This is a genomic window from Paraburkholderia solisilvae (genome assembly GCF_902859875.1).
Classification (GTDB): domain Bacteria; phylum Pseudomonadota; class Gammaproteobacteria; order Burkholderiales; family Burkholderiaceae; genus Paraburkholderia; species Paraburkholderia solisilvae.
In genome coordinates, this window is record NZ_CADIKF010000029.1 from 1 (window position 1) to 17,948 (window position 17,948).

13 protein-coding genes and 1 pseudogene are annotated in these 17,948 nt (G+C 64.4%); 6 read left to right on the forward strand and 8 right to left on the reverse strand.

Translation table 11 applies throughout. The features are described from left to right. Together HV675_RS18295 and HV675_RS18300 are read left to right on the forward strand one after the other, a co-directional pair. Positions 1–185, forward strand: a pseudogene (locus HV675_RS18295) (DUF1800 domain-containing protein); the annotation flags it as partial. A gap of 5 nt (positions 186–190) precedes the next feature. Beyond that, the gene (locus HV675_RS18300; RefSeq protein ID WP_175112425.1) at positions 191–1,357 is read left to right on the forward strand and encodes a DUF1501 domain-containing protein; all 1,167 of its coding nucleotides are present in this window, start codon (positions 191–193) and stop codon (positions 1,355–1,357) included. A gap of 25 nt (positions 1,358–1,382) precedes the next feature. Here HV675_RS18300 and HV675_RS18305 read toward each other — a convergent pair whose 3' ends face one another. Then, positions 1,383–1,856 (reverse strand): hypothetical protein, encoded by a 474-nt coding sequence (locus HV675_RS18305; protein ID WP_175112350.1) that lies wholly within the window; start codon positions 1,854–1,856, stop codon positions 1,383–1,385. Positions 1,857–2,138: 282 nt separating this feature from the next. Here HV675_RS18305 and asnB point away from each other — a divergent pair, with 282 nt between their 5' ends. Next, a complete protein-coding gene (asnB, locus tag HV675_RS18310; protein WP_175112351.1) occupies positions 2,139–3,977 on the forward strand; it encodes an asparagine synthase (glutamine-hydrolyzing) in 1,839 nt (612 codons plus the stop codon). A gap of 166 nt (positions 3,978–4,143) precedes the next feature. Here the strand turns inward: asnB and HV675_RS18315 are convergent, their stop codons facing one another. After that, positions 4,144–6,324: a malate synthase G gene (locus tag HV675_RS18315; protein WP_175112352.1), complete on the reverse strand. Its 2,181-nt coding sequence runs from the start codon at positions 6,322–6,324 to the stop codon at positions 4,144–4,146. Positions 6,325–6,418: 94 nt separating this feature from the next. Further along, positions 6,419–6,823 (reverse strand): heme-binding protein, encoded by a 405-nt coding sequence (locus HV675_RS18320; RefSeq protein WP_175112353.1) that lies wholly within the window; start codon positions 6,821–6,823, stop codon positions 6,419–6,421. A 536-nt stretch (positions 6,824–7,359) separates the two neighbouring features. Between HV675_RS18320 and aldA the strand changes: the two genes are divergently transcribed. Then, the gene (gene aldA / locus HV675_RS18325) at positions 7,360–8,805 is read left to right on the forward strand and encodes an aldehyde dehydrogenase (RefSeq protein ID WP_175112354.1); all 1,446 of its coding nucleotides are present in this window, start codon (positions 7,360–7,362) and stop codon (positions 8,803–8,805) included. Positions 8,806–9,106: 301 nt separating this feature from the next. Beyond that, the gene (locus HV675_RS18330; RefSeq protein WP_175112355.1) at positions 9,107–11,491 is read left to right on the forward strand and encodes a phosphoketolase family protein; all 2,385 of its coding nucleotides are present in this window, start codon (positions 9,107–9,109) and stop codon (positions 11,489–11,491) included. Positions 11,492–11,500: 9 nt separating this feature from the next. On the opposite strand, the gene HV675_RS18335 is transcribed toward HV675_RS18330, so the two are convergent. The 3 genes from HV675_RS18335 to HV675_RS18345 all read right to left on the reverse strand — a co-directional run bounded on the left by HV675_RS18335 (position 11,501) and on the right by HV675_RS18345 (position 12,923). Beyond that, positions 11,501–12,049, reverse strand: coding sequence for a hypothetical protein (locus HV675_RS18335; RefSeq protein WP_175112356.1), 549 nt, complete (start codon positions 12,047–12,049; stop codon positions 11,501–11,503). 184 nt (positions 12,050–12,233) lie between these two features. After that, positions 12,234–12,620 carry a VOC family protein gene (locus HV675_RS18340; RefSeq protein ID WP_175112357.1) on the reverse strand — a complete coding sequence of 129 codons (387 nt, stop codon included), beginning with the start codon at positions 12,618–12,620 and terminating at the stop codon, positions 12,234–12,236. A 54-nt stretch (positions 12,621–12,674) separates the two neighbouring features. Next, positions 12,675–12,923: a hypothetical protein gene (locus tag HV675_RS18345; RefSeq protein WP_175112358.1), complete on the reverse strand. Its 249-nt coding sequence runs from the start codon at positions 12,921–12,923 to the stop codon at positions 12,675–12,677. A gap of 352 nt (positions 12,924–13,275) precedes the next feature. On the opposite strand from HV675_RS18345, the gene HV675_RS18350 reads away from it, so the two are divergent. Beyond that, on the forward strand, positions 13,276–15,039 hold the full coding sequence (locus HV675_RS18350) for a phospholipase C (RefSeq protein WP_175112359.1): 1,764 nt from the start codon (positions 13,276–13,278) through the stop codon (positions 15,037–15,039). A gap of 173 nt (positions 15,040–15,212) precedes the next feature. Here the strand turns inward: HV675_RS18350 and HV675_RS18355 are convergent, their stop codons facing one another. Beyond that, the gene (locus tag HV675_RS18355) at positions 15,213–16,808 is read right to left on the reverse strand and encodes an EAL domain-containing protein (RefSeq protein ID WP_175112360.1); all 1,596 of its coding nucleotides are present in this window, start codon (positions 16,806–16,808) and stop codon (positions 15,213–15,215) included. Positions 16,809–16,977: 169 nt separating this feature from the next. Next, complete coding sequence (locus HV675_RS18360; protein ID WP_175112361.1) at positions 16,978–17,883, reverse strand: LysR family transcriptional regulator; 906 nt, start codon at positions 17,881–17,883, stop codon at positions 16,978–16,980. Between the last annotated feature and the right edge of the window lie 65 nt (positions 17,884–17,948).

Here is a 17,948-nt window from a genome sequence, read left to right on the forward strand (position 1 = left end):
GCCGCGTCGAGCTCGCGCAGCGGCTCGCGTCGCGCGTCGGCGACCGGCTCGACGCGCGCGCGCTCGGCGAGCAGCTGTTCGCGGGCGCGTTGAGCGCGCCGACCGCAAGCGCGGTATCGCGTGCGGAAAGCGCGTCGACCGCACTTGCGCTGTTGTTCGTGTCACCCGATTTCCAGCGGAGGTAAGCGTGGTGATTTCCCGCCGTCGTTTTATCCATGCCGCGGCCGGCGCAAGCGCGCTGCTGATCGCGCCGCTCGCCGTACCGCGCCTCGCATTCGCACGCGCCGATACCGAACGCCGCTTCGTGTTCGTGATCCAGCGCGGCGCAGCCGATGGGCTCAACATCGTGATGCCGTACGGCGACCCCGCGTATGCCCCGCTGCGCGGCTCGCTCGCGATGGACCCAGCCGGTGCGACGAAGCTCGATGGAATGTTCGCACTGCATCCGGCGCTTGTCGAAACCGCACGGATGTATGCGGCACGCGAAGCGTTGTTCGTGCATGCGGTCGCGTCGCCGTATCGCGACCGCTCGCACTTCGATGGCCAGAACGTGCTCGAAACCGGCGGCAGCGCGCCGTATCAGGTAAAGGATGGATGGCTGAACCGGCTCGCGGGCTTGCTGCCGCCGGGGCCCGATGCGATCGCCTTCGCGCCGTCGGTGCCGATGGCGCTGCGCGGCAGGACCGCGGTGACGTCGTATGCGCCTTCGGCGTTGCCGCCCGCGCAGGACGACCTGCTGATGCGCGTCACCCAGCTGTATCAGCACGACGCGCAGTTACAGCCGCTATGGGAAGCGGCAACCGCGACGCGCGCGATGGTCGGCGGCGACGCGAACACGCGCGCGCGTCAGGATGCGGGCACGCTCGGCAAATTCGCGGCCGGGCTGCTCGCGCGCGACGACGGCCCGCGCATCGCGATGATCGAAACCGCCGGCTGGGACACGCATAGCGCGCAAACGCAACGGCTGACCACGACGCTCAAGGGCCTCGACGCGCTGCTCGCGGCGCTACGCGATGGACTCGGCCCGCACTGGGCGCACACGACCGTGCTGGTGGCGACCGAGTTCGGACGAACCGCGGCCGAAAACGGCACCGGCGGCACCGATCACGGCACGGCGTCGGCCGCGATGCTGATCGGCGGTGCGGTTGCGGGCGGGCGCGTGATCGCGGACTGGCCGGGGCTGCGCCAGGCCGATCTGTACGAAGCGCGCGACCTGAAACCGACCACCGCGCTCGACGCGCTGATTGCCGGCGCCGCGGCGGAAAGCTTGCGGCTCGATCCGCAACGCACCGCTCAGGCGTTGTTCGGGCAAACGGCCACGGCGCACCGGCCGGTCGACGGGCTGATGCGCGCCTGACAAATGGGCGAGGCGGCTGACTCGTCTATTCGCCCGCCCACGACCACGTGGAAATCAGCCACGTGCCGTTGACCTTCTCGAGCGTCGCGGTAATCACCCCGCGCTCGCGCGATGCCTTGTTGTGCTGCTTGAAGTGGTAGACGGCGGGCAGCACGATATACGCGTGCGTGTCGTTCACTTCGATTTGCCGCGGCTTGAGCAGTTGCATCGAAAAGTTTGTCACGCCGGTCTGTTCGGCATCGTCCTCGTACGCTTTCGTCCACGTGCTCAGCGCGTCTTCAGCCGCGCCCGTAAACACGAACGGTGCGAGGTCGTCGACCAGCACGACCGACTGCGTGAAGTTCACCGCGAGCTTCGGCGGATCGATACTCCGGTTGGCCTCGTCGATGGTCTGCTGCATCCGGTGCAGCACGTCCGACTGGTCGGACGCGAACGCCGCCGGACTCGCCGACAGCACCAGCAAGCAGGCTCCCGCAACGACGATTCGACGCAGCATCATGATGGCGACTCCCTTTCGGTGGACGATGCCCCATCATCGCTTGCGCGCGCACTACCCCGTGGCGAAACATGCGAAACGGTGCCGCGCTGGCACGAACCGCGCGATGGTGCGAAGCCTGTCGTCCTGCCGCGCGCAAACCATCCGTCGTCGCGGAATTTGCGGGCGCGATAGACGTTATCCCCTGCTGCGGGCGGCGTACGCCGCGTCGGCGCTCACCTCGGCGCATCGCGCGATCGCTGGCTGTACGCGCGCGCTTCACGATTCGATTGCAAGGGAGAGAGTATGTGCGGTATCGCAGGATGGGTGGATTACGAACGCGATCTGAATGACCAGCGCGCGGTCATTCAGGCGATGACGGACACCATGGCGCTGCGCGGTCCCGATGCGCAGGGAATCTGGATCGACCGGCACGCCGCGTTGGGTCATCGGCGACTGTCGGTTATCGATCTCGAAGGCGGCGTTCAACCGATGTACGCCGACGCGGACGGCAAGACCCTCGCGTGTATCACTTACAGCGGCGAGGTCTACAACTTTGTCGAACTGCGCGACGCGCTGATGCAGCGCGGTCACGCATTCAGAACGAAGAGCGACACCGAAGTCGTGTTGCGTGCGTATCTCGAATGGGGCGACGCCTGCGCGGAGCGGTTCACCGGCATGTTCGCGTGCGCGATCTGGGACTTGCGCGAGCAGCAACTGGTGCTGATCCGCGACCGGCTCGGCGTCAAGCCGCTGTTCTATCAACCGTACGGCCGCGGCGTGCTGTTCGGCTCGGAGCCGAAGGCGATTCTCGCGCACCCGGAGATGCGCGCGCGAGTCGGGCTCGACGGTTTGCGGCGCGCGCTGACGTTCGCGCGGATACCCGGCGAAGCGGTCTACGACGGCATGTTCGAAGTGAAACCCGGTCATATCGTGCGCGTGTCGCGCGACGGCCTGAGCGAACGCTGCTACTGGAAACTCGAAGCGCGCGAGCACACCGATTCGCTCGATGTCACGATCGGCACCGTACGCGCGCATCTCGAGCGGATCATGCAGCAGCAAACGGTGTCCGACGTGCCGCTGTGCAGCCTGCTGTCGGGCGGTCTCGATTCGTCCGCGATCACCGCGCTGGCCGACCGCATCGTGCGACAGCGCGACGGCGTGCCGATCCGCTCGTACTCGGTCGATTTCGCCGCTCACGGCGTGCCGTTTCACGCAGACATGGCGCGCGATGCACCCGATGCGCCGTTCGTGCGCGCGTTCGTCGACCAGTTGCACACGCAACATACCGGGATCGTGCTCGATGCCGCGACGATCGGCTCCTCCGAGGTCCGGCACGCGGTGGTGAATGCGTTCGATATGGGCTGGAAGGCCGGCAGCGACCTCTGTCCGTCTCTCTATCTGCTGCTCGAAGCGGTGCGCAAGGATTCCACCGTGGCGCTGTCCGGGGAAGCGGCGGACGAGGTGTTCGGCGGTTACCGCTGGTTTCACCTGCCGAACCTTTACGATGCGCCGACACTGCCATGGAAAGCAAGCCGCCCCGATCCGGGCCGCGTGCTGTCGCCGGACCTGTTCAACGCGCTGCGCCTGCCCGAATACTGGGCGGATATGCACGCGCAACTCTGTCGCGCGGCGCCGGCGCTGCCCGGAGAAACCGGCATCGCGAAACGCAAGCGGGAGCTTTCGTATCTGGGCCTGACGAGCTGGCTGCCGATGCTGCTCGATCGCAAGGACCGCGTCAGCATGGCGCTCGGCCTCGAAGTGCGCGTGCCGTTTTGCGACCATGAACTGGTGCAGTATGTGTTCGACACGCCGTGGAGCATGAAAACCTTCGACGGACGCGAAAAGAGCCTGCTGCGCGCCGCCTGCGCGGATGTGGTGCCCGACGCGATTCTGAAACGCTCGAAGAGCGCGTATCCGGCGACGCAGGATCCGGCGTATGAACGGTTGCTGCAGCAACGAATGGCCGCGCTGCTCGAGCATCCTTCACCGCGTGTGCGGCGCATGTTCGATCAGCACGCGTTACGCGGCCTGATCGATAAACCGCTCGCGGACGTCAGCATCAACTGGGACAGGAGCGACCTCGATCACACGCTGGCGCTGATCGACTGGCTCGAGCGCTACGACGTCGAACTGGTGGCATGATGAGGATACGAAGTGAAAATTTGCAGCGAGGATGCGAAGCGAGGATGTAGGGCGGAGATGTGAGGCGCGGATGTGAAGCACGGACGTGAAGCGCGGACTTTAAGCGCGCCGCGCGCATCCGCCGGCAACCCCGGCCGATGCGCGCTTCACGCAAGGCAATGCCCGATCAGCCCTTCGCCTTCAGTTCGAGACGGAACTTGTGCAACAGCGGCTCGGTGTAACCGCTCGGCTGTTCACGCCCTTCGAACACCAGCGCGCATGCGGCCTTGAACGCGAGCGATGCGTCGTAGTCCGGCGCCATCGGCTGGTAGTGCGGATCGCCGGCGTTCTGCTGATCGACGACCTTCGCCATCCGGCGGAACGTGTCCTCGACCTGCTCGCGCGTCACGACACCGTGATGCAGCCAGTTTGCGATGTGCTGGCTCGAGATGCGCAGCGTCGCGCGGTCTTCCATCAGGCCGACGTTGTTGATGTCGGGCACCTTCGAACAGCCCACGCCCTGGTCGATCCAGCGCACCACATAGCCGAGAATGCCCTGCGCGTTGTTGTCGAGTTCCTGGCGAATCTCGTCGGCGCTCCACTTCGCTTTTTCGACCACCGGCACCGTCAGCAGGCCAGCCAGAAGTTCATCGCGCACGCTTGCGTAAGCGGTGCGCTCGAGCTGTTGCTGGACCGCCTGCACGTCGACCTGGTGATAGTGCAGCGCATGCAGCGTCGCGGCCGTCGGCGACGGCACCCACGCGGTGTTGGCGCCCGCCTTCGGATGCGCGACCTTCTGCTCGAGCATTGCGGCCATCAGGTCCGGCATCGCCCACATGCCCTTGCCGATCTGCGCACGGCCGCGCAGACCCGCCGCGAGGCCGGCCAGCACATTGCTGCGCTCATACGCGGCAATCCACGCGGTCGACTTCATATCGCCCTTGCGCAGCATCGCGCCCGCTTCCATCGACGTATGCATCTCGTCGCCGGTGCGATCGAGGAAGCCCGTGTTGATAAACGCCACGCGCGCCGACGCTTGCGCGATACACGCAAGCAAATTCACGCTGGTGCGGCGCTCTTCATCCATGATGCCCATCTTCAGCGTGTTGCGCGAGAGGCCCAGCACGTCTTCGACGCGGCCGAACAGCTCGTTGGCGAACGCGACTTCATCCGGGCCGTGCATCTTCGGCTTCACGATATAAATCGAGCCGGTGCGCGAATTCAGCTGATGCGGGCGGTCGTGCAGCGCGCACAGCGTCGTGACCATCCCGTCGAGGATGCCTTCCGGAATCTCGTTGCCGTCGCGATCGCGTACCGCCGGGTTCGTCATCAGATGGCCGACGTTGCGGATAAAAAGCAGCGAGCGGCCATGCAGCGTCAGCTTCGAGCCATCCGCGCGGCGGTACTCGCGGTCCTCGTTCAGCCGGCGCGTAAACGTCTTGCCGCCCTTGTTCACCTGTTCGGTGAGCGTGCCGTTCATCAGGCCGAGCCAGTTGCGGTAGAGCTCGACCTTGTCGTCGGCGTCGACCGCGGCGACCGAGTCTTCGCAGTCGATGATGGTCGTGACCGCCGCTTCGACGAGCACGTCCTTCACATGCGCGGCATCCGTCTTGCCGATCGAATCGGCCGCATCGATCTGCACTTCGAAGTGCAGGCCGTGGTGCTTGAGCAGCACGGCGGACGGCGCCGCGGCGTCGCCCACGAACCCGGCGAACTGCGCCGGGTCGCGCAGCGCGCTGCTACCGCTCTTCAACTTGACGACGAGCTTGCCGCCTTCAATCGCATAGCGCGTCGCATCGGCGTGCGAACCGTTCGCGAGCGGCGCGGCCTGATCGAGGAATGCGCGGGCGCGCGCGATCACGCGGGCGCCGCGCACCGGATTGAAGCCCGCGGTCTTTTCCGCGCCGTCGGTTTCGGCAATCGCATCGGTGCCGTACAGCGCGTCATACAGGCTGCCCCAGCGTGCGTTCGCCGCGTTCAGCGCATAGCGCGCATTCGACAGCGGCACGACGAGTTGCGGGCCCGCCTGCTCGGCGATTTCGGTGTCGACCTGGTCCGTGCTCGCCTGCACGCGCGACGGCGGCGACACGATATAGCCGATGTCTTCCAGAAATGCGCGGTACGCATGCGCGTCGCGCACCGGTCCCGGATGCGCGCGGTGCCACGTGTCGAGCTCGCGTTGCAGACGCTCGCGCTCGGCGAGCAGCGCGCGGTTCTTCGGCGCGAGGTCATGCACCAGCTTGTCGAAGCCGGCCCAGAACGCGGCGCTGTCGACGCCGGTGCCCGGCAGGGCTTCGGTTTCAATGAACTGGTCGAGTGTGGCGGCCACTTGCAGGCCGCCGCGCTGAATCATCTTCATCTGAGTCATTATCGGTACATCCTTCAGCTGATTCGTTGGGGCGAATGGGTTAGGCAGTAATCCACAGCATGAAACGACGGCGCGCGGGCTGGGCGCGATCCCGTCACTTCGCGACGCTTTGTGCGCCGGCGCGGGCGATTTGCGCGTCTTCCGATGCCTTGACGCCGGACACGCCGACGGCGCCGGCCACCTGACCGTCGACGACGACCGGCACCGCGCCTTCGAGCGTGCCCGCGAACGGCACGCTGAGAAACGCGGTGCGCCCGCCGTTGATCATGTCCTCGAACTGCTTCGACTCGCGGCGCCCGAGCGCGGCGGTGCGGGCCTTTTCGGTCGCGATATAGCCGCTCATCGGCGGGCAGCCGTCGAGGCGCAGGAGTGCGAGCGGATGGCCGCCGTCGTCGACGATCGAGATCGTCACCGCCCAGTTGTTCTTTTCGGCCTCGGCGCGGGCTGCGTCCAGAATGCGCGTCGTCTCAGCGACGGAAAGCGTGGGCTTGTTCAACATATGCAAGTTTCCTTTCGAATATAGGTTTGCAAGGCGCGAACCGAACGGACGGCCGCGAGCGTCCGCCCTGCCCGCACGCGCCGCGGAAGCCGGTCATCCGCGACAGGCAATGAGCGTTCCCGGCAGATCGAAGCGATGCCTGAACCTTTCATTTACGGCACACGAACGGCCCGGTATGGCCGACGGCGCCGCGCGTGGGCGGGCGCGGTCACGCCCAAAACGCGGGTTCGGGGGCGAGAGTACCATTTTGAAATAGCTTCTGTGTACCGTGCGGGCAGCCTCAGGCGGCGCAAAGCATGTGCGTCGGCGCGGTTTCGTGCATCGATTGTTGCCCGAATTGGTCGCAACAATTGCGGCGCCGCGCGGTCTATCGATCGCATTCGATGCGCTTGCATCGAATGCACGCCACGCGCATCACACATCCCGGCAGGCATGACAACGGGCTTTCATCGGCCGGCTTTCATGGCTGACGTTCCGAGCGGGCTTTGCAAGCGCCGCGCGCGAGGCGACAACCTCTTAGCCAAAGGTGACTACGCATGAGTTCGACCCAACAGTATTCGCTTTTTATCAACGGCGACTGGGTGCAGTCGAAGGGCGGCGAACGCCTGACGATTCGCAGCCCCGCCACCGGCGAAACGGTCGCCACCGTTGCCGACGCGACCGACGCCGACGTCGATCGCGCGGTCGATGCGGCGCAGGCCGCGTTTCCCGCATGGAGCCGGCGCACCGCGCTCGAGCGTGCGGATGGCCTGCTGCGCCTGAACGTGCTGCTGCAGCGCGAGCGCGAGCGCCTCGCGCGCCTGCTCACGCTGGAAGTCGGCAAGCCGATCCGCGAAGCCCGCGGCGAAATCGACTTCGCGATCGAACTGGTGCGCTTTGCCGCCGAAAACGCGCGCCGTATCGAAGGCGACATCGTGCCGGGCAGCCGCCCCGGCGAAAAAATCCTGATCGAAAAGCAGCCGCATGGCGTGATCGGCGGCATCACCGCGTGGAATTTTCCGGCCGCGCTGCTCGCGCGCAAGGTCGCGCCGGCAATCGCGGCCGGCAACACGATCGTGCTGAAACCGCATGAGCTGACGCCGGTCACGTCGCTCGAAATCGGCAAGCTGATCGCGGAAGCGGGCATTCCGGCGGGCGTCGTGAATATCGTGACTGGCGGAATCCGCACCGGCGAACGGCTCGTCACGAACCCCACCGTCAAGCTGATCACGATGACCGGCAGCACGCGGGCCGGCAAGCAGATCATGGCCGCCGCCGCACCGACGCTGAAGGAAGTCCGGCTCGAACTGGGCGGCAAGGCGCCGTTTATCGTGCTGGAAGATGCCGACCTCGAACTGGCGGCGAGCGCCGCTGTCGACGCGCGCTTTCTGAACGCGGGCCAGGTCTGCACCAGCAACGAGCGCACCTACGTGCACGAGGCCGTGTACGACCGCTTCCTCGAACTCGTCACGCAGAAGATCAAGGCGATGAAGGTCGGCGACCCGCTCGACGAGCACACCGACATGGGGCCGAAGGTCAGCAAGGTGGAAGTGGACAAGGTCGACGCGATGGTCGCGCAAGCCGTGCAGCAAGGCGCGAAAGTGCAGCTGGGCGGCGGCCGGCTCACCGGCGGCCTGTACGACCTCGGCCATTTCTATCAGCCGACGCTCCTGACCGGCATTACGCATCAGATGGATATCGTGCGCGCCGAAGTGTTCGGGCCGGTCGTGTCGGTGCTGAAGATCCGCAACTTCGACGAGGCATTGAAGTTCGCGAACGATTCCAACTACGGCCTCTCCGCGTATCTGTTTACGAAAGACCTCGGTGTGCTGATGCGCACGTCGGCCGAACTGAACTTCGGTGAGATTTATGTGAACCGTACGCTGGGCGAAGCGCCGCAGGGTTTCCATCACGGCTATGGCGACAGCGGCCTCGGCGGTGAAGACGGCAAGTATGGCCTCGAAGCGTATGTGCGCACGAAGACGATCTATCTGAATGCGTAACGTGCCGAACGTGCATGAAGGACGCGGCATGCGCGGCGTGCGTCATACGCATGCCGCGCGCCGCACGCGCCCTATCGCGTGGCCGCGCATCGTTTCGCTTCGCGCGGGCGGTCGTGCCATTTGCACAGCCTGCGCGAGATCATGAAACGGCGTGCATGGCGGTCGAAAAATCGCGATGCGCATCCTATGATAGGTAACTCGCCCAGCGTCGCGAGCCTCGCGGCGGCGCTGCCTGACGTCATCCGCGACGCATTGCCGCGCGTTCCTGCGTCGCGACACCCGCACCCGGAGGCTCTCTCCCATGGCCGACGCTCCTCTCGCACAAGCCCCGCTGCAGTCCGAACAATTGCGCAACATGGACCGGTACTGGCGGGCCTGCAACTATCTGTCCGCCGGCATGATTTACCTGCGCGAGAATCCGCTGCTGCGCAAGCCGCTTGCGGCAGAGCACATCAAACGGCGTCTGCTCGGCCACTGGGGGTCCGATCCGGGGCAAAGCTTTCTGCTCGTGCATCTGAATCGCGCGATCAAACAACGCGATCTGAACGTCATCTTTATCTCGGGCCCCGGTCACGGCGCGCCCGCGACACTCGCGCACAGTTACCTCGAAGGCCGCTACTCGGAGGTCTATCCGGACCGCAGCGAAACCGAGGAAGGGATGGCGCAGCTGTTCCGGCTATTTTCGTTTCCGGGCGGTGTCGGCTCGCATTGCACACCCGAAACGCCGGGCTCGATCCACGAAGGCGGTGAACTCGGTTACAGCCTGTCGCATGCGTACGGCGCGGCGTTCGACAATCCTGACCTGATCGTCGCCGCGATGGTCGGCGACGGCGAAGCGGAAACCGGGCCGCTTGCGACGTCGTGGCATTCGAACAAATTTCTCAATCCGGTACACGACGGCGCGGTGCTGCCGGTGCTGCATCTGAACGGCTACAAGATCGCGAATCCGACGATCCTCGCGCGCATTCCGCATGACGAACTCGAAGCGCTGATGACCGGCTATGGTCACAAGCCCTACTTCGTCGAAGGCGACGACCCGGACACGATGCATCAGAAGATGGCCGCGACGCTCGATCGCTGTCTCGACGAAATCCAGACGATCCAGCGCAACGCGCGCACGCAAGGCGTACGCCAGCGCCCGCGCTGGCCGATGATCGTGCTGCGTACGCCGAAGGGCTGGACCGGACCGCGCGAAGTCGGCGGCCATAAGGTGGAAGGATCGTGGCGCGCGCACCAGGTGCCGATCGCGGACCCGGCCACGCACCGCGAAAGCCTGCGGCTTGTCGAAGCGTGGTTGAAAAGCTATCAACCCGAGACGCTCTTCGATGCGTCCGGACGCCTCGTCGAGGAATTGCGCGCACTTTCGCCGCAAGGCACGCGCCGGATCAGCGCGAATCCGCACGCGAATGGCGGCGCGCTGTGCAAGGCGCTCGACTTGCCGAAATTCCAGGACTACGCGGTCGCGGTGAAGAAACCGGCCAGCGAATATGTGTCGCCGACCGACGTGCTCGGCAAATTCCTGCGTGATGTGATGCGCCGGAACATGACGACGTTCCGCGTATTCGGCCCCGACGAGACCGCGAGCAACAAACTCACGGCGATTTACGAAGCGTCGAAGAAGACCTGGCTTGCCGAGACCGAAGAAAGCGACGCCGACGGCGGCGAGTTGTCCATCGACGGTCGCGTGATGGAGATGTTGAGCGAGCATACGCTCGAGGGCTGGCTGGAAGGCTACACGCTGACCGGCCGCCACGGCCTCTTTGCGACTTACGAGGCGTTCGTGCATGTGATCGACTCGATGTTCAACCAGCACGCGAAGTGGCTCGAAAAAGCGAAGCGCGAGTTGCGCTGGCGGCAGCCGGTGCCGGCGTTGAACCTGCTGATCACGTCGCTCGTCTGGCGCCAGGACCATAACGGCTTTACGCACCAGGACCCGGGCTTTCTCGACGTCGTGACGAACAAGAGCCCGGACGTCGTGCGCATCTACCTGCCGCCCGATGCGAACTGCCTGCTGAGCGTCGCCGACCACTGCCTGCGTTCACGCGACTATGTGAACGTGATCGTGGCGGACAAGCAGCCGCATTTGCAGTATCTGGACATGAATGCGGCTATTGCGCACTGTACGAAAGGCATCGGCATCTGGGACTGGGCGTCGACCGATCAGCATGCCGAGCCGGACGTGGTGATCGCCTGCGCGGGCGACATCGCGACCATGGAAGCGCTCGCCGCGGTCGATATACTGAAGGGGATGTTTGACGATCTGAAGATCCGCTTCGTCAATGTGGTGGATCTGTTCAGGTTGATGCCTGACACCGAGCATCCGCATGGACTGTCCGCGCGGGACTTCGATTCGCTGTTTACGACGAACAAGCCGGTGATCTTCAATTTCCATTCGTATGCGACGCTGGTGCACAAGCTCACTTATAAGCGCACGAATCACGAGAACATTCACGTGCATGGCTATGCGGAAAAAGGCAACATCAATACGCCGCTCGAGCTTGCGATCATCAACGGCATCGACCGGTTCACGCTCGCGATCGATGCGATCGACCGGGTGCCGCGTCTGCGCGGCATGGGCGATCACGCGAAAGAGTGGCTGCGCGATCAGAAGATCGATCATCTGAATTATGCGCACACGGAGGGGATCGATCGCGAGGAGATTCGGGACTGGCATTGGCAGGGGTGACGGTGAAATTCAACGCTGCGCAGCGTCCGCCCCGAACACCTCACGGTAAAACGCGCGCCCCGCATTCAGATGCGCATCGAACGGAAAACCGCGCGACAGCATGTCGTCCATATCGGCACGGGTGATGTGCATCACGTAGCTGTGCTCAGTCGCAATGAGCCGGCAATCTCCGTTCGTCGCCTGCGCGGCGCTGAACCATTTGCCCGGGTCCGCGTGGCCGGACGGATAGATATGTCCGCCGGTCTCGACCTGCCAGCCGCCGTCGAGCAAAATCCAGAAGTCGTCCTTCGGTTTGCTCGTTGCGCAATCAACGATCACCGTGCCGCCCTGCGCTTCCCATTCGCGCGAATGCTCGATGGTCCAGCGCAATTGCGCGGTGTTCAAGCTCGTGAAAAACGGCGTCTTGCGCAACAGGTGCAGATAGGTCACCGAGGGTTTCATGGCCGGGTTCTCCGATGCGCGCGCCGCAGCCGCGCGCGATTGACCGCTGTCGCATGCGGCGGCGAGGACGAGCAGCACCAGCGACACGGTGCCTGCGAAAAAGAGGAATCGGGTCATCGGCGCCTCGACCTCGCGAGCAGGTCCGCGATGCAAGCGCGTCGAGCGGAAAGAATAGAGTTCATGAGCGCGTCCTGTGCGGCGTGACGGCTCAATCATCTTTCATTCGAGCGGAAAGATCGTTAGATGAGGCTGGGCAATTTCATTCCGGTTGCTTCAACAATCGCAACCGCGCGCAGTCGTCTCAATCAATCAGCTCAGAGAGCTCGATCAGGTTCAAATCCGGATCGCGCAGATAGACCGAGCGGATCTTCTGCGTCGCGCCAGTCCGCTCGACCGGCCCTTCGATAATCGGCCAGTCGCAAGCGGCAAGATGCGCGATCACCTGATCGAGCGGCACCGACGCGATAAAGCACAGGTCCAGCGCACCCGGCACCGGCAAATGGGCTTTCGGCTCGAATTCGTTGCCGCGCACGTGCAGGTTGATTTTCTGATTGCCGAAGCGGAACGCGACGCGGCCGTTGCCGAACGTTTCGAGTTGCATCCGCATCACGCGCGTATAGAAGTCCTGCGTCGCCTGCGCGTCGACGCACGTGATGACCAGATGGTCGAGATGATCGATCAGGCTCATCGCCGCCTCGAAAAATTGTCGTAGTGGAATGTGATCGCCGCGCTACCGCCGCGACTAAAGCTTCTCCGGCGCAAGCGCGACACGCTGGCCGTCATAAGGCTTCGATCCGCATGGTTCCACCGCGCGCAGAATGCGCAGCTTGCCCAGTTCGAACGCAAGACGTATCTGATGCTCGGATGCATCGGCTGCACCGAGACGTGTGCACACCGTCTCATGAGGCAGCGCATACGCGCGATAGCCCCAGCCGAAACCATAAACGGAAAACCACACGGCGGCGTCCTGAGACAGGAACGGTGTAGTCATGCTAAGCGGCAACTCGGTCATGATGCTCATCCACATTAAAAGCATTGCTTCGTCACGCGACATGCGCTGCCCCATTATAAGCAGCACAGCTTCGCGCGCGCGAGGCGGCTGCCGCACGCGCACTCACCGGTCCATTTGAAAGCGTCGCGCGAGATGCCGGCATGCGCCAGACGGATAAACGAAAGTTTGATTAACGATAACGTCAGTATTCCGCCTCTGTTTCTTAATCGTCAGATGTTTCAATGGCGCCGTTGACCGATATCCCGGCAACCACTCACCCCATTCTCTCAATCTGTTTTTTCCTTTCCGGCTTTCCTTCATGCAAGGCAAGCCGAAGGCGGAGCCTTTTCGTATGTTTCGTCAAGCCGTACTACCCCTTTCGCTCGCAGCGTCGTTGCTCGCGCTCGCCGCATGCGGCAGCAGCGACAACAGCAGTTCGCCGCCGGCCACGCCCGCTGTCACGCCGCAGGCATCCTTGCAGGACGCGCTGCCGACCGCGACGCCGATCAAACACCTCGTGGTGATCTTCGGCGAGAACGTGTCGTTCGATCATTACTTCGGTCACTATCCGGTCGCGGCGAACCCGTCCGGCGAGCCGATGTTCAATGCGGCGGCGAACACGCCCGCGGTCAACGGACTGACGCCGGCCTTGATCAACAACAATCCGAACGCGACGAATCCGCTCAACGCGGCGCTGACGCCGCCGGCCAACGTCGGGCCGTTCCGTCTCGATCGCGCGCAGGCCAACACCTCCGACCAGAATCACGGCTACACCGCCGAACAGCAGGCGTACGACAACGGTCTCGCCGATGCATTCCCGAAGTTCACCGGCAAGGGCACGACAAACGGCGCCGGCGCATTCGGCACCGCAGGCCAGGTGATGGGTTACTTCGACGGCAATACCGTGACCGCGATGTGGAACTACGCGCAGCACTTTGCGCTGAACGACAACGCGTACACCGATACGTATGGTCCGTCGACACCGGGCGCGATCGAGGTGATTTCCGGCCAGACCGACGGCGTCGTGCTGCCGGCGGCCGAAGCGTCGCTCATCCCGCCGACCGGCCCGCTGCCGACGGTCGCGTTGGGCACGCTCGCGCGCGACACCGAAGGCGGGCTGACGCTGATTGGCGACGGCGACCCGACCGGCGACGTTTGTTCGAGCTCGACGACGGTCGGCTTTTCCGCCACGAACAAGAACATCGGCACGCTGCTCTCCGCCGCGAACATCACATGGGGCGGCTTTATGGGCGGCTTCAATCTGCTGACGGTCAACCCGAACGGCTCGACCGGTTGCAACCGCAGCCACTTTTCGAGCGTGCTGAACTCGTCGCCCGGCGACTATACGCAACACCACAACTGGTTCCAGTACTATCCGTCGACGGCGAATCCGACGCACGCACGGCCGAGCTCGATTCAGGCGATCGGCTTCAGCACCGAAGCAGACGGTCAGACGCCGGACCCGGCGAATCACGAATACGACACCGACGATTTCTTCGCGGCGGTCGAGCAGGGCAACTTCCCTTCGGTGTCTTATCTGAAGGCGCCGGCATTCGAAGATGCCCACCCGGGCAACTCGGATCCGCTCGACGAGCAGGCATTCGTCACGCAGGTGATCAACTTCCTCCAACAGCAGCCGGACTGGAACAGCACCGCGGTGATCGTCACCTACGACGACTCGGACGGCTGGTACGACCATCGTTTCGCCACGCCGACCAGTTCATCGTTTGATTCGCTCGACGATCAGCTCAACGGTACGGGCACCTGCACCGCATCGGGCGTACCGCAGCCGGGCGGCGTGAACGGCGGCCCCGTCAACGGCCGTTGCGGTCCCGGCACGCGCATTCCGTTCCTCGTGATCTCGCCGTGGGCGAAGACCAACTTCGTCGACGACACGCCGATCAGCCAGGCGTCGGTGGTGCGCTTTATCGAAGACAACTGGTTGCAGTCACAACGGATCGGCCAGGGGTCGTTCGATGCGACGGCCGGCTCGATCATGAGCATGTTCGACTTTTCGGGCAGCACCGGCAAAGCGCCGACGCTGTTCCTCGACTCGGACACCGGAACGCCGCTCGCAGCGCCGCCGGCAAATTCGGCGAACATCACGCCGGACTGACGCGGCTGGACGGGCCTCATTGAGCAGGCTTGAATGAGCGGGCTTGATGAGCGCGCCTCAATGAGCGCGCCTCAATGAGTGGGCCTCAATGCGCCGGCCTTACCGCGCCGGCCTGAACGTAACGCAGCAACCTGTCGCGTGAGTCGCGCCGCATGCAACGGATCGTGCGCGGCTCACGCGGTGGTCGCAGGCGCACGCGGCGCATCCGCATTCGCCGCCTGCGCGCGCAGGTATTCGGCGAGCGCGCCCGCGGACAACGCCTTCGCAAACAGCCACCCTTGTCCGTATTGCACGCCGCGCTGCCGCAGATAATCGGCCTGCGATTCGTGCTCGATGCCTTCCGCGACGATCTCGACACCCAGCGCGTGCGCCATCGCGATGATGTGCGGCGCAACGATGCTCGACGCCGCATCATGGGCAATCTTGTCAATGAACGATTTATCGATTTTCAGCACGTCGACGCGGAAATTCTGCAGATAAGCAAGACTCGAATAACCGGTCCCGAAGTCGTCGATATGCACCGGGTGGCCGGCGCCGCGGAACGCGGCGATGGTCTGTCGCGTCGCCTCGGCATCGAGAAAGCTGCGCTCGGTGGCCTCGATGCACACCTGGTGCGCGCGAATGCCGCTGCCCGCGAGAGCGCCGCCGAGCACGCGCAAAAAGCGATCCGTTTGCAGATCCGCGGCGCCGACATTCAGCGACACGTGAAATGCGGAATTCGCGCGCAGCAGCGCGCCGAGGTCCTGCAGCGCCTTTTTCAGCACGAGGTCCGTCAAAGGCTGAATCAGCCCGCGCTCCTCGGCGACCGGCACGAACTGGTCCGGTGCGATCATGCGTCCGTCGAGACGCCACCTTGCGAGCGCCTCGACACCGATGCATACGCGGTCCCGCAGTCTGATCACCGGCTGGTAGTGCACATCGATCTGTCCGCGCCGGATCGCACGCTCGAGCCTCGCAGGCAGCGACCGCTCATGCGACAACAGCCTCAACGACAGCCATCCAAGCGTAGCACCGACGACAATGCCCGCCGACAGCCATCCCGCGAGCAAGGTGCTCCACTCGCCGAAGATCCGCGGCCGATGCGATTTGACGACGACACCGAGCGGTCGCGTCGAGGAGTGCGCGACCGCATAGAGCCAGTCCGTGTTGTCGACCTTGCCTGCGCGCCGCCACGCGTCGAGCATTTCGTCGGCATCCCCGCCCGACGACACGGCGAACACCTTGCCGGCGTCGACATTGACGACCGCGATCGGCCGGCCCGCCGGATCGATCACATCGACGTACGACTGCGGATCGACCGAGACATAACTTCCGTTGCGGCCGATCACGAGCGTTTCGCGCGCGACATCGAGCGGCACTTTCTGATGAAACCAGACGAGAAAACCATCCGCGCTGCGCCAGTCCGGCTCCGGCAGCGCGCGCCGTTGTATCGCGACATCTTCGAGCAGCGCCGAACACCGGTAGATGCCGCCGCCATACGCGCCCGCATCCTGCACATACCGGTAGCTGAACGCGATCCGGCGCAGCGCGTCCGCGTGCTCAGCAGAGCATTTGTCGCCCGGAATCCGTTCGATGTCCGCAACGGCGGTGAATGCCTGATAGCTGACCAGCTCCGAGCGGATGATCGCGTTGCCGGCGAATTGCTGAAGGTCGCGCTGCGCTCGCGCGAGCGCATTCTCGCGCGCGGCGTACACGCTGGTCAGCACCGGCGCGAGCGTGGCCACGCACGTCAATGCAATGTAAGCAGACGTCACGGACAGACGACTCATCGAAGCACCATCCTGTGGTTCGAAGTCTGTGAAGCGGAACTGGCTCTTGCAGGGGCCGCGCTGCCGGTAACGGCCAGTCTGTCCTTATGATGATAGGCGAGGAGCGCACGCGAAGGTTGTGCGCGATGCATGACGGGTCCTTCCGTTGAGCCCCGACAACGTGAGGCGCTCAATCGGGTAATGCGGCGTGCGTATCGTCGAAACGGCGGGCGGCCCACTCCATGAACACCCTTACCCGCGGCGACAGTTGCCGTGAGCGCTGATACACGAGCGACACCGGCACCGGCGGCGGCGCAAACGCGGGCAGGATCTGGACAAGCGCGCCGCTTGCCAGGTCTCCCTCGACATGAAAGCGCGGCACCTGCGCGATGCCGAGGCCGAGGCGAATCGCCGCGAGATAGCTCTCGGTGCCGGTCACCGAGAGCGCGGCGGCAAGCGTCACCGTCTGGGTCGACTCGCCGACCCTGAAGCTGAGCGGATTCACGTTGCCGCTCGTGATCGAGCGTATGCCGACCATCCGATGGCCGGCGAGTCCGGCAATGTCGGCGGGCGTGCCGTATTGCTGCAAATAGGCGGGCGTCGCGCAGGTCAGATGATCGAGCATTGCCAGCTGACGCCCGACCAGTTCGCTGTCACGCAGATAGCCGTAGCGCAGCACGCAGTCGACGCCTTCCTGGACAATGTCGACCCAACGGTCGCTTTCGCTCATCACCACTTCGATTTGCGGATATTGCGTGAAAAAGTCGGGCAGCCCCGGCAGCAGGAAATGCCGCGCGAGCGTGCCCTGCACTTCGATACGCAGCGTGCCGGTGGGCAGCGCGCCGCTAAAGGCGCCTTCCGCGTCCTCGATGTCGTCGAGAATCGCCAGACACCGGCGGTAATACGCTTCGCCGTCGAGCGTCGGACGCACCACGCGCGTGGTTCGCTGCAGCAGCCGCACACCGAGGCGCGTCTCCATCTGCCGGATCACCTTGGTGACCGTCGAGCGCGGCACTTCCATATCGTTGGCGGCCAGCGTGAAACTGCGGCGCTCGACGATTCGCGTGTACAGCCGCATCGCATCCAGTCGGTCCACATTCCCTCCGCATACTGTTTCCATGAAAGAAACAGTGCTGGTCATTCTAGCCCGATTATCGGCGC

Bases quoted from the DNA above. Each gene is read 5' to 3' on its own strand.
- HV675_RS18320 (WP_175112353.1), bottom strand. From the start codon at position 6,823: ATGTTGAACAAGCCCACGCTTTCCGTCGCTGAGACGACGCGCATTCTG.
- HV675_RS18350 (WP_175112359.1), top strand. From the start codon at position 13,276: ATGTTTCGTCAAGCCGTACTACCCCTTTCGCTCGCAGCGTCGTTGCTC.
- HV675_RS18330 (WP_175112355.1), top strand. From the start codon at position 9,107: ATGGCCGACGCTCCTCTCGCACAAGCCCCGCTGCAGTCCGAACAATTG.
- HV675_RS18315 (WP_175112352.1), bottom strand. From the start codon at position 6,324: ATGACTCAGATGAAGATGATTCAGCGCGGCGGCCTGCAAGTGGCCGCC.
- aldA (WP_175112354.1), top strand. From the start codon at position 7,360: ATGAGTTCGACCCAACAGTATTCGCTTTTTATCAACGGCGACTGGGTG.
- HV675_RS18355 (WP_175112360.1), bottom strand. From the start codon at position 16,808: ATGAGTCGTCTGTCCGTGACGTCTGCTTACATTGCATTGACGTGCGTG.
- HV675_RS18305 (WP_175112350.1), bottom strand. From the start codon at position 1,856: ATGATGCTGCGTCGAATCGTCGTTGCGGGAGCCTGCTTGCTGGTGCTG.
- HV675_RS18340 (WP_175112357.1), bottom strand. From the start codon at position 12,620: ATGAGCCTGATCGATCATCTCGACCATCTGGTCATCACGTGCGTCGAC.
- HV675_RS18335 (WP_175112356.1), bottom strand. From the start codon at position 12,049: ATGACCCGATTCCTCTTTTTCGCAGGCACCGTGTCGCTGGTGCTGCTC.
- asnB (WP_175112351.1), top strand. From the start codon at position 2,139: ATGTGCGGTATCGCAGGATGGGTGGATTACGAACGCGATCTGAATGAC.
- HV675_RS18345 (WP_175112358.1), bottom strand. From the start codon at position 12,923: ATGACTACACCGTTCCTGTCTCAGGACGCCGCCGTGTGGTTTTCCGTT.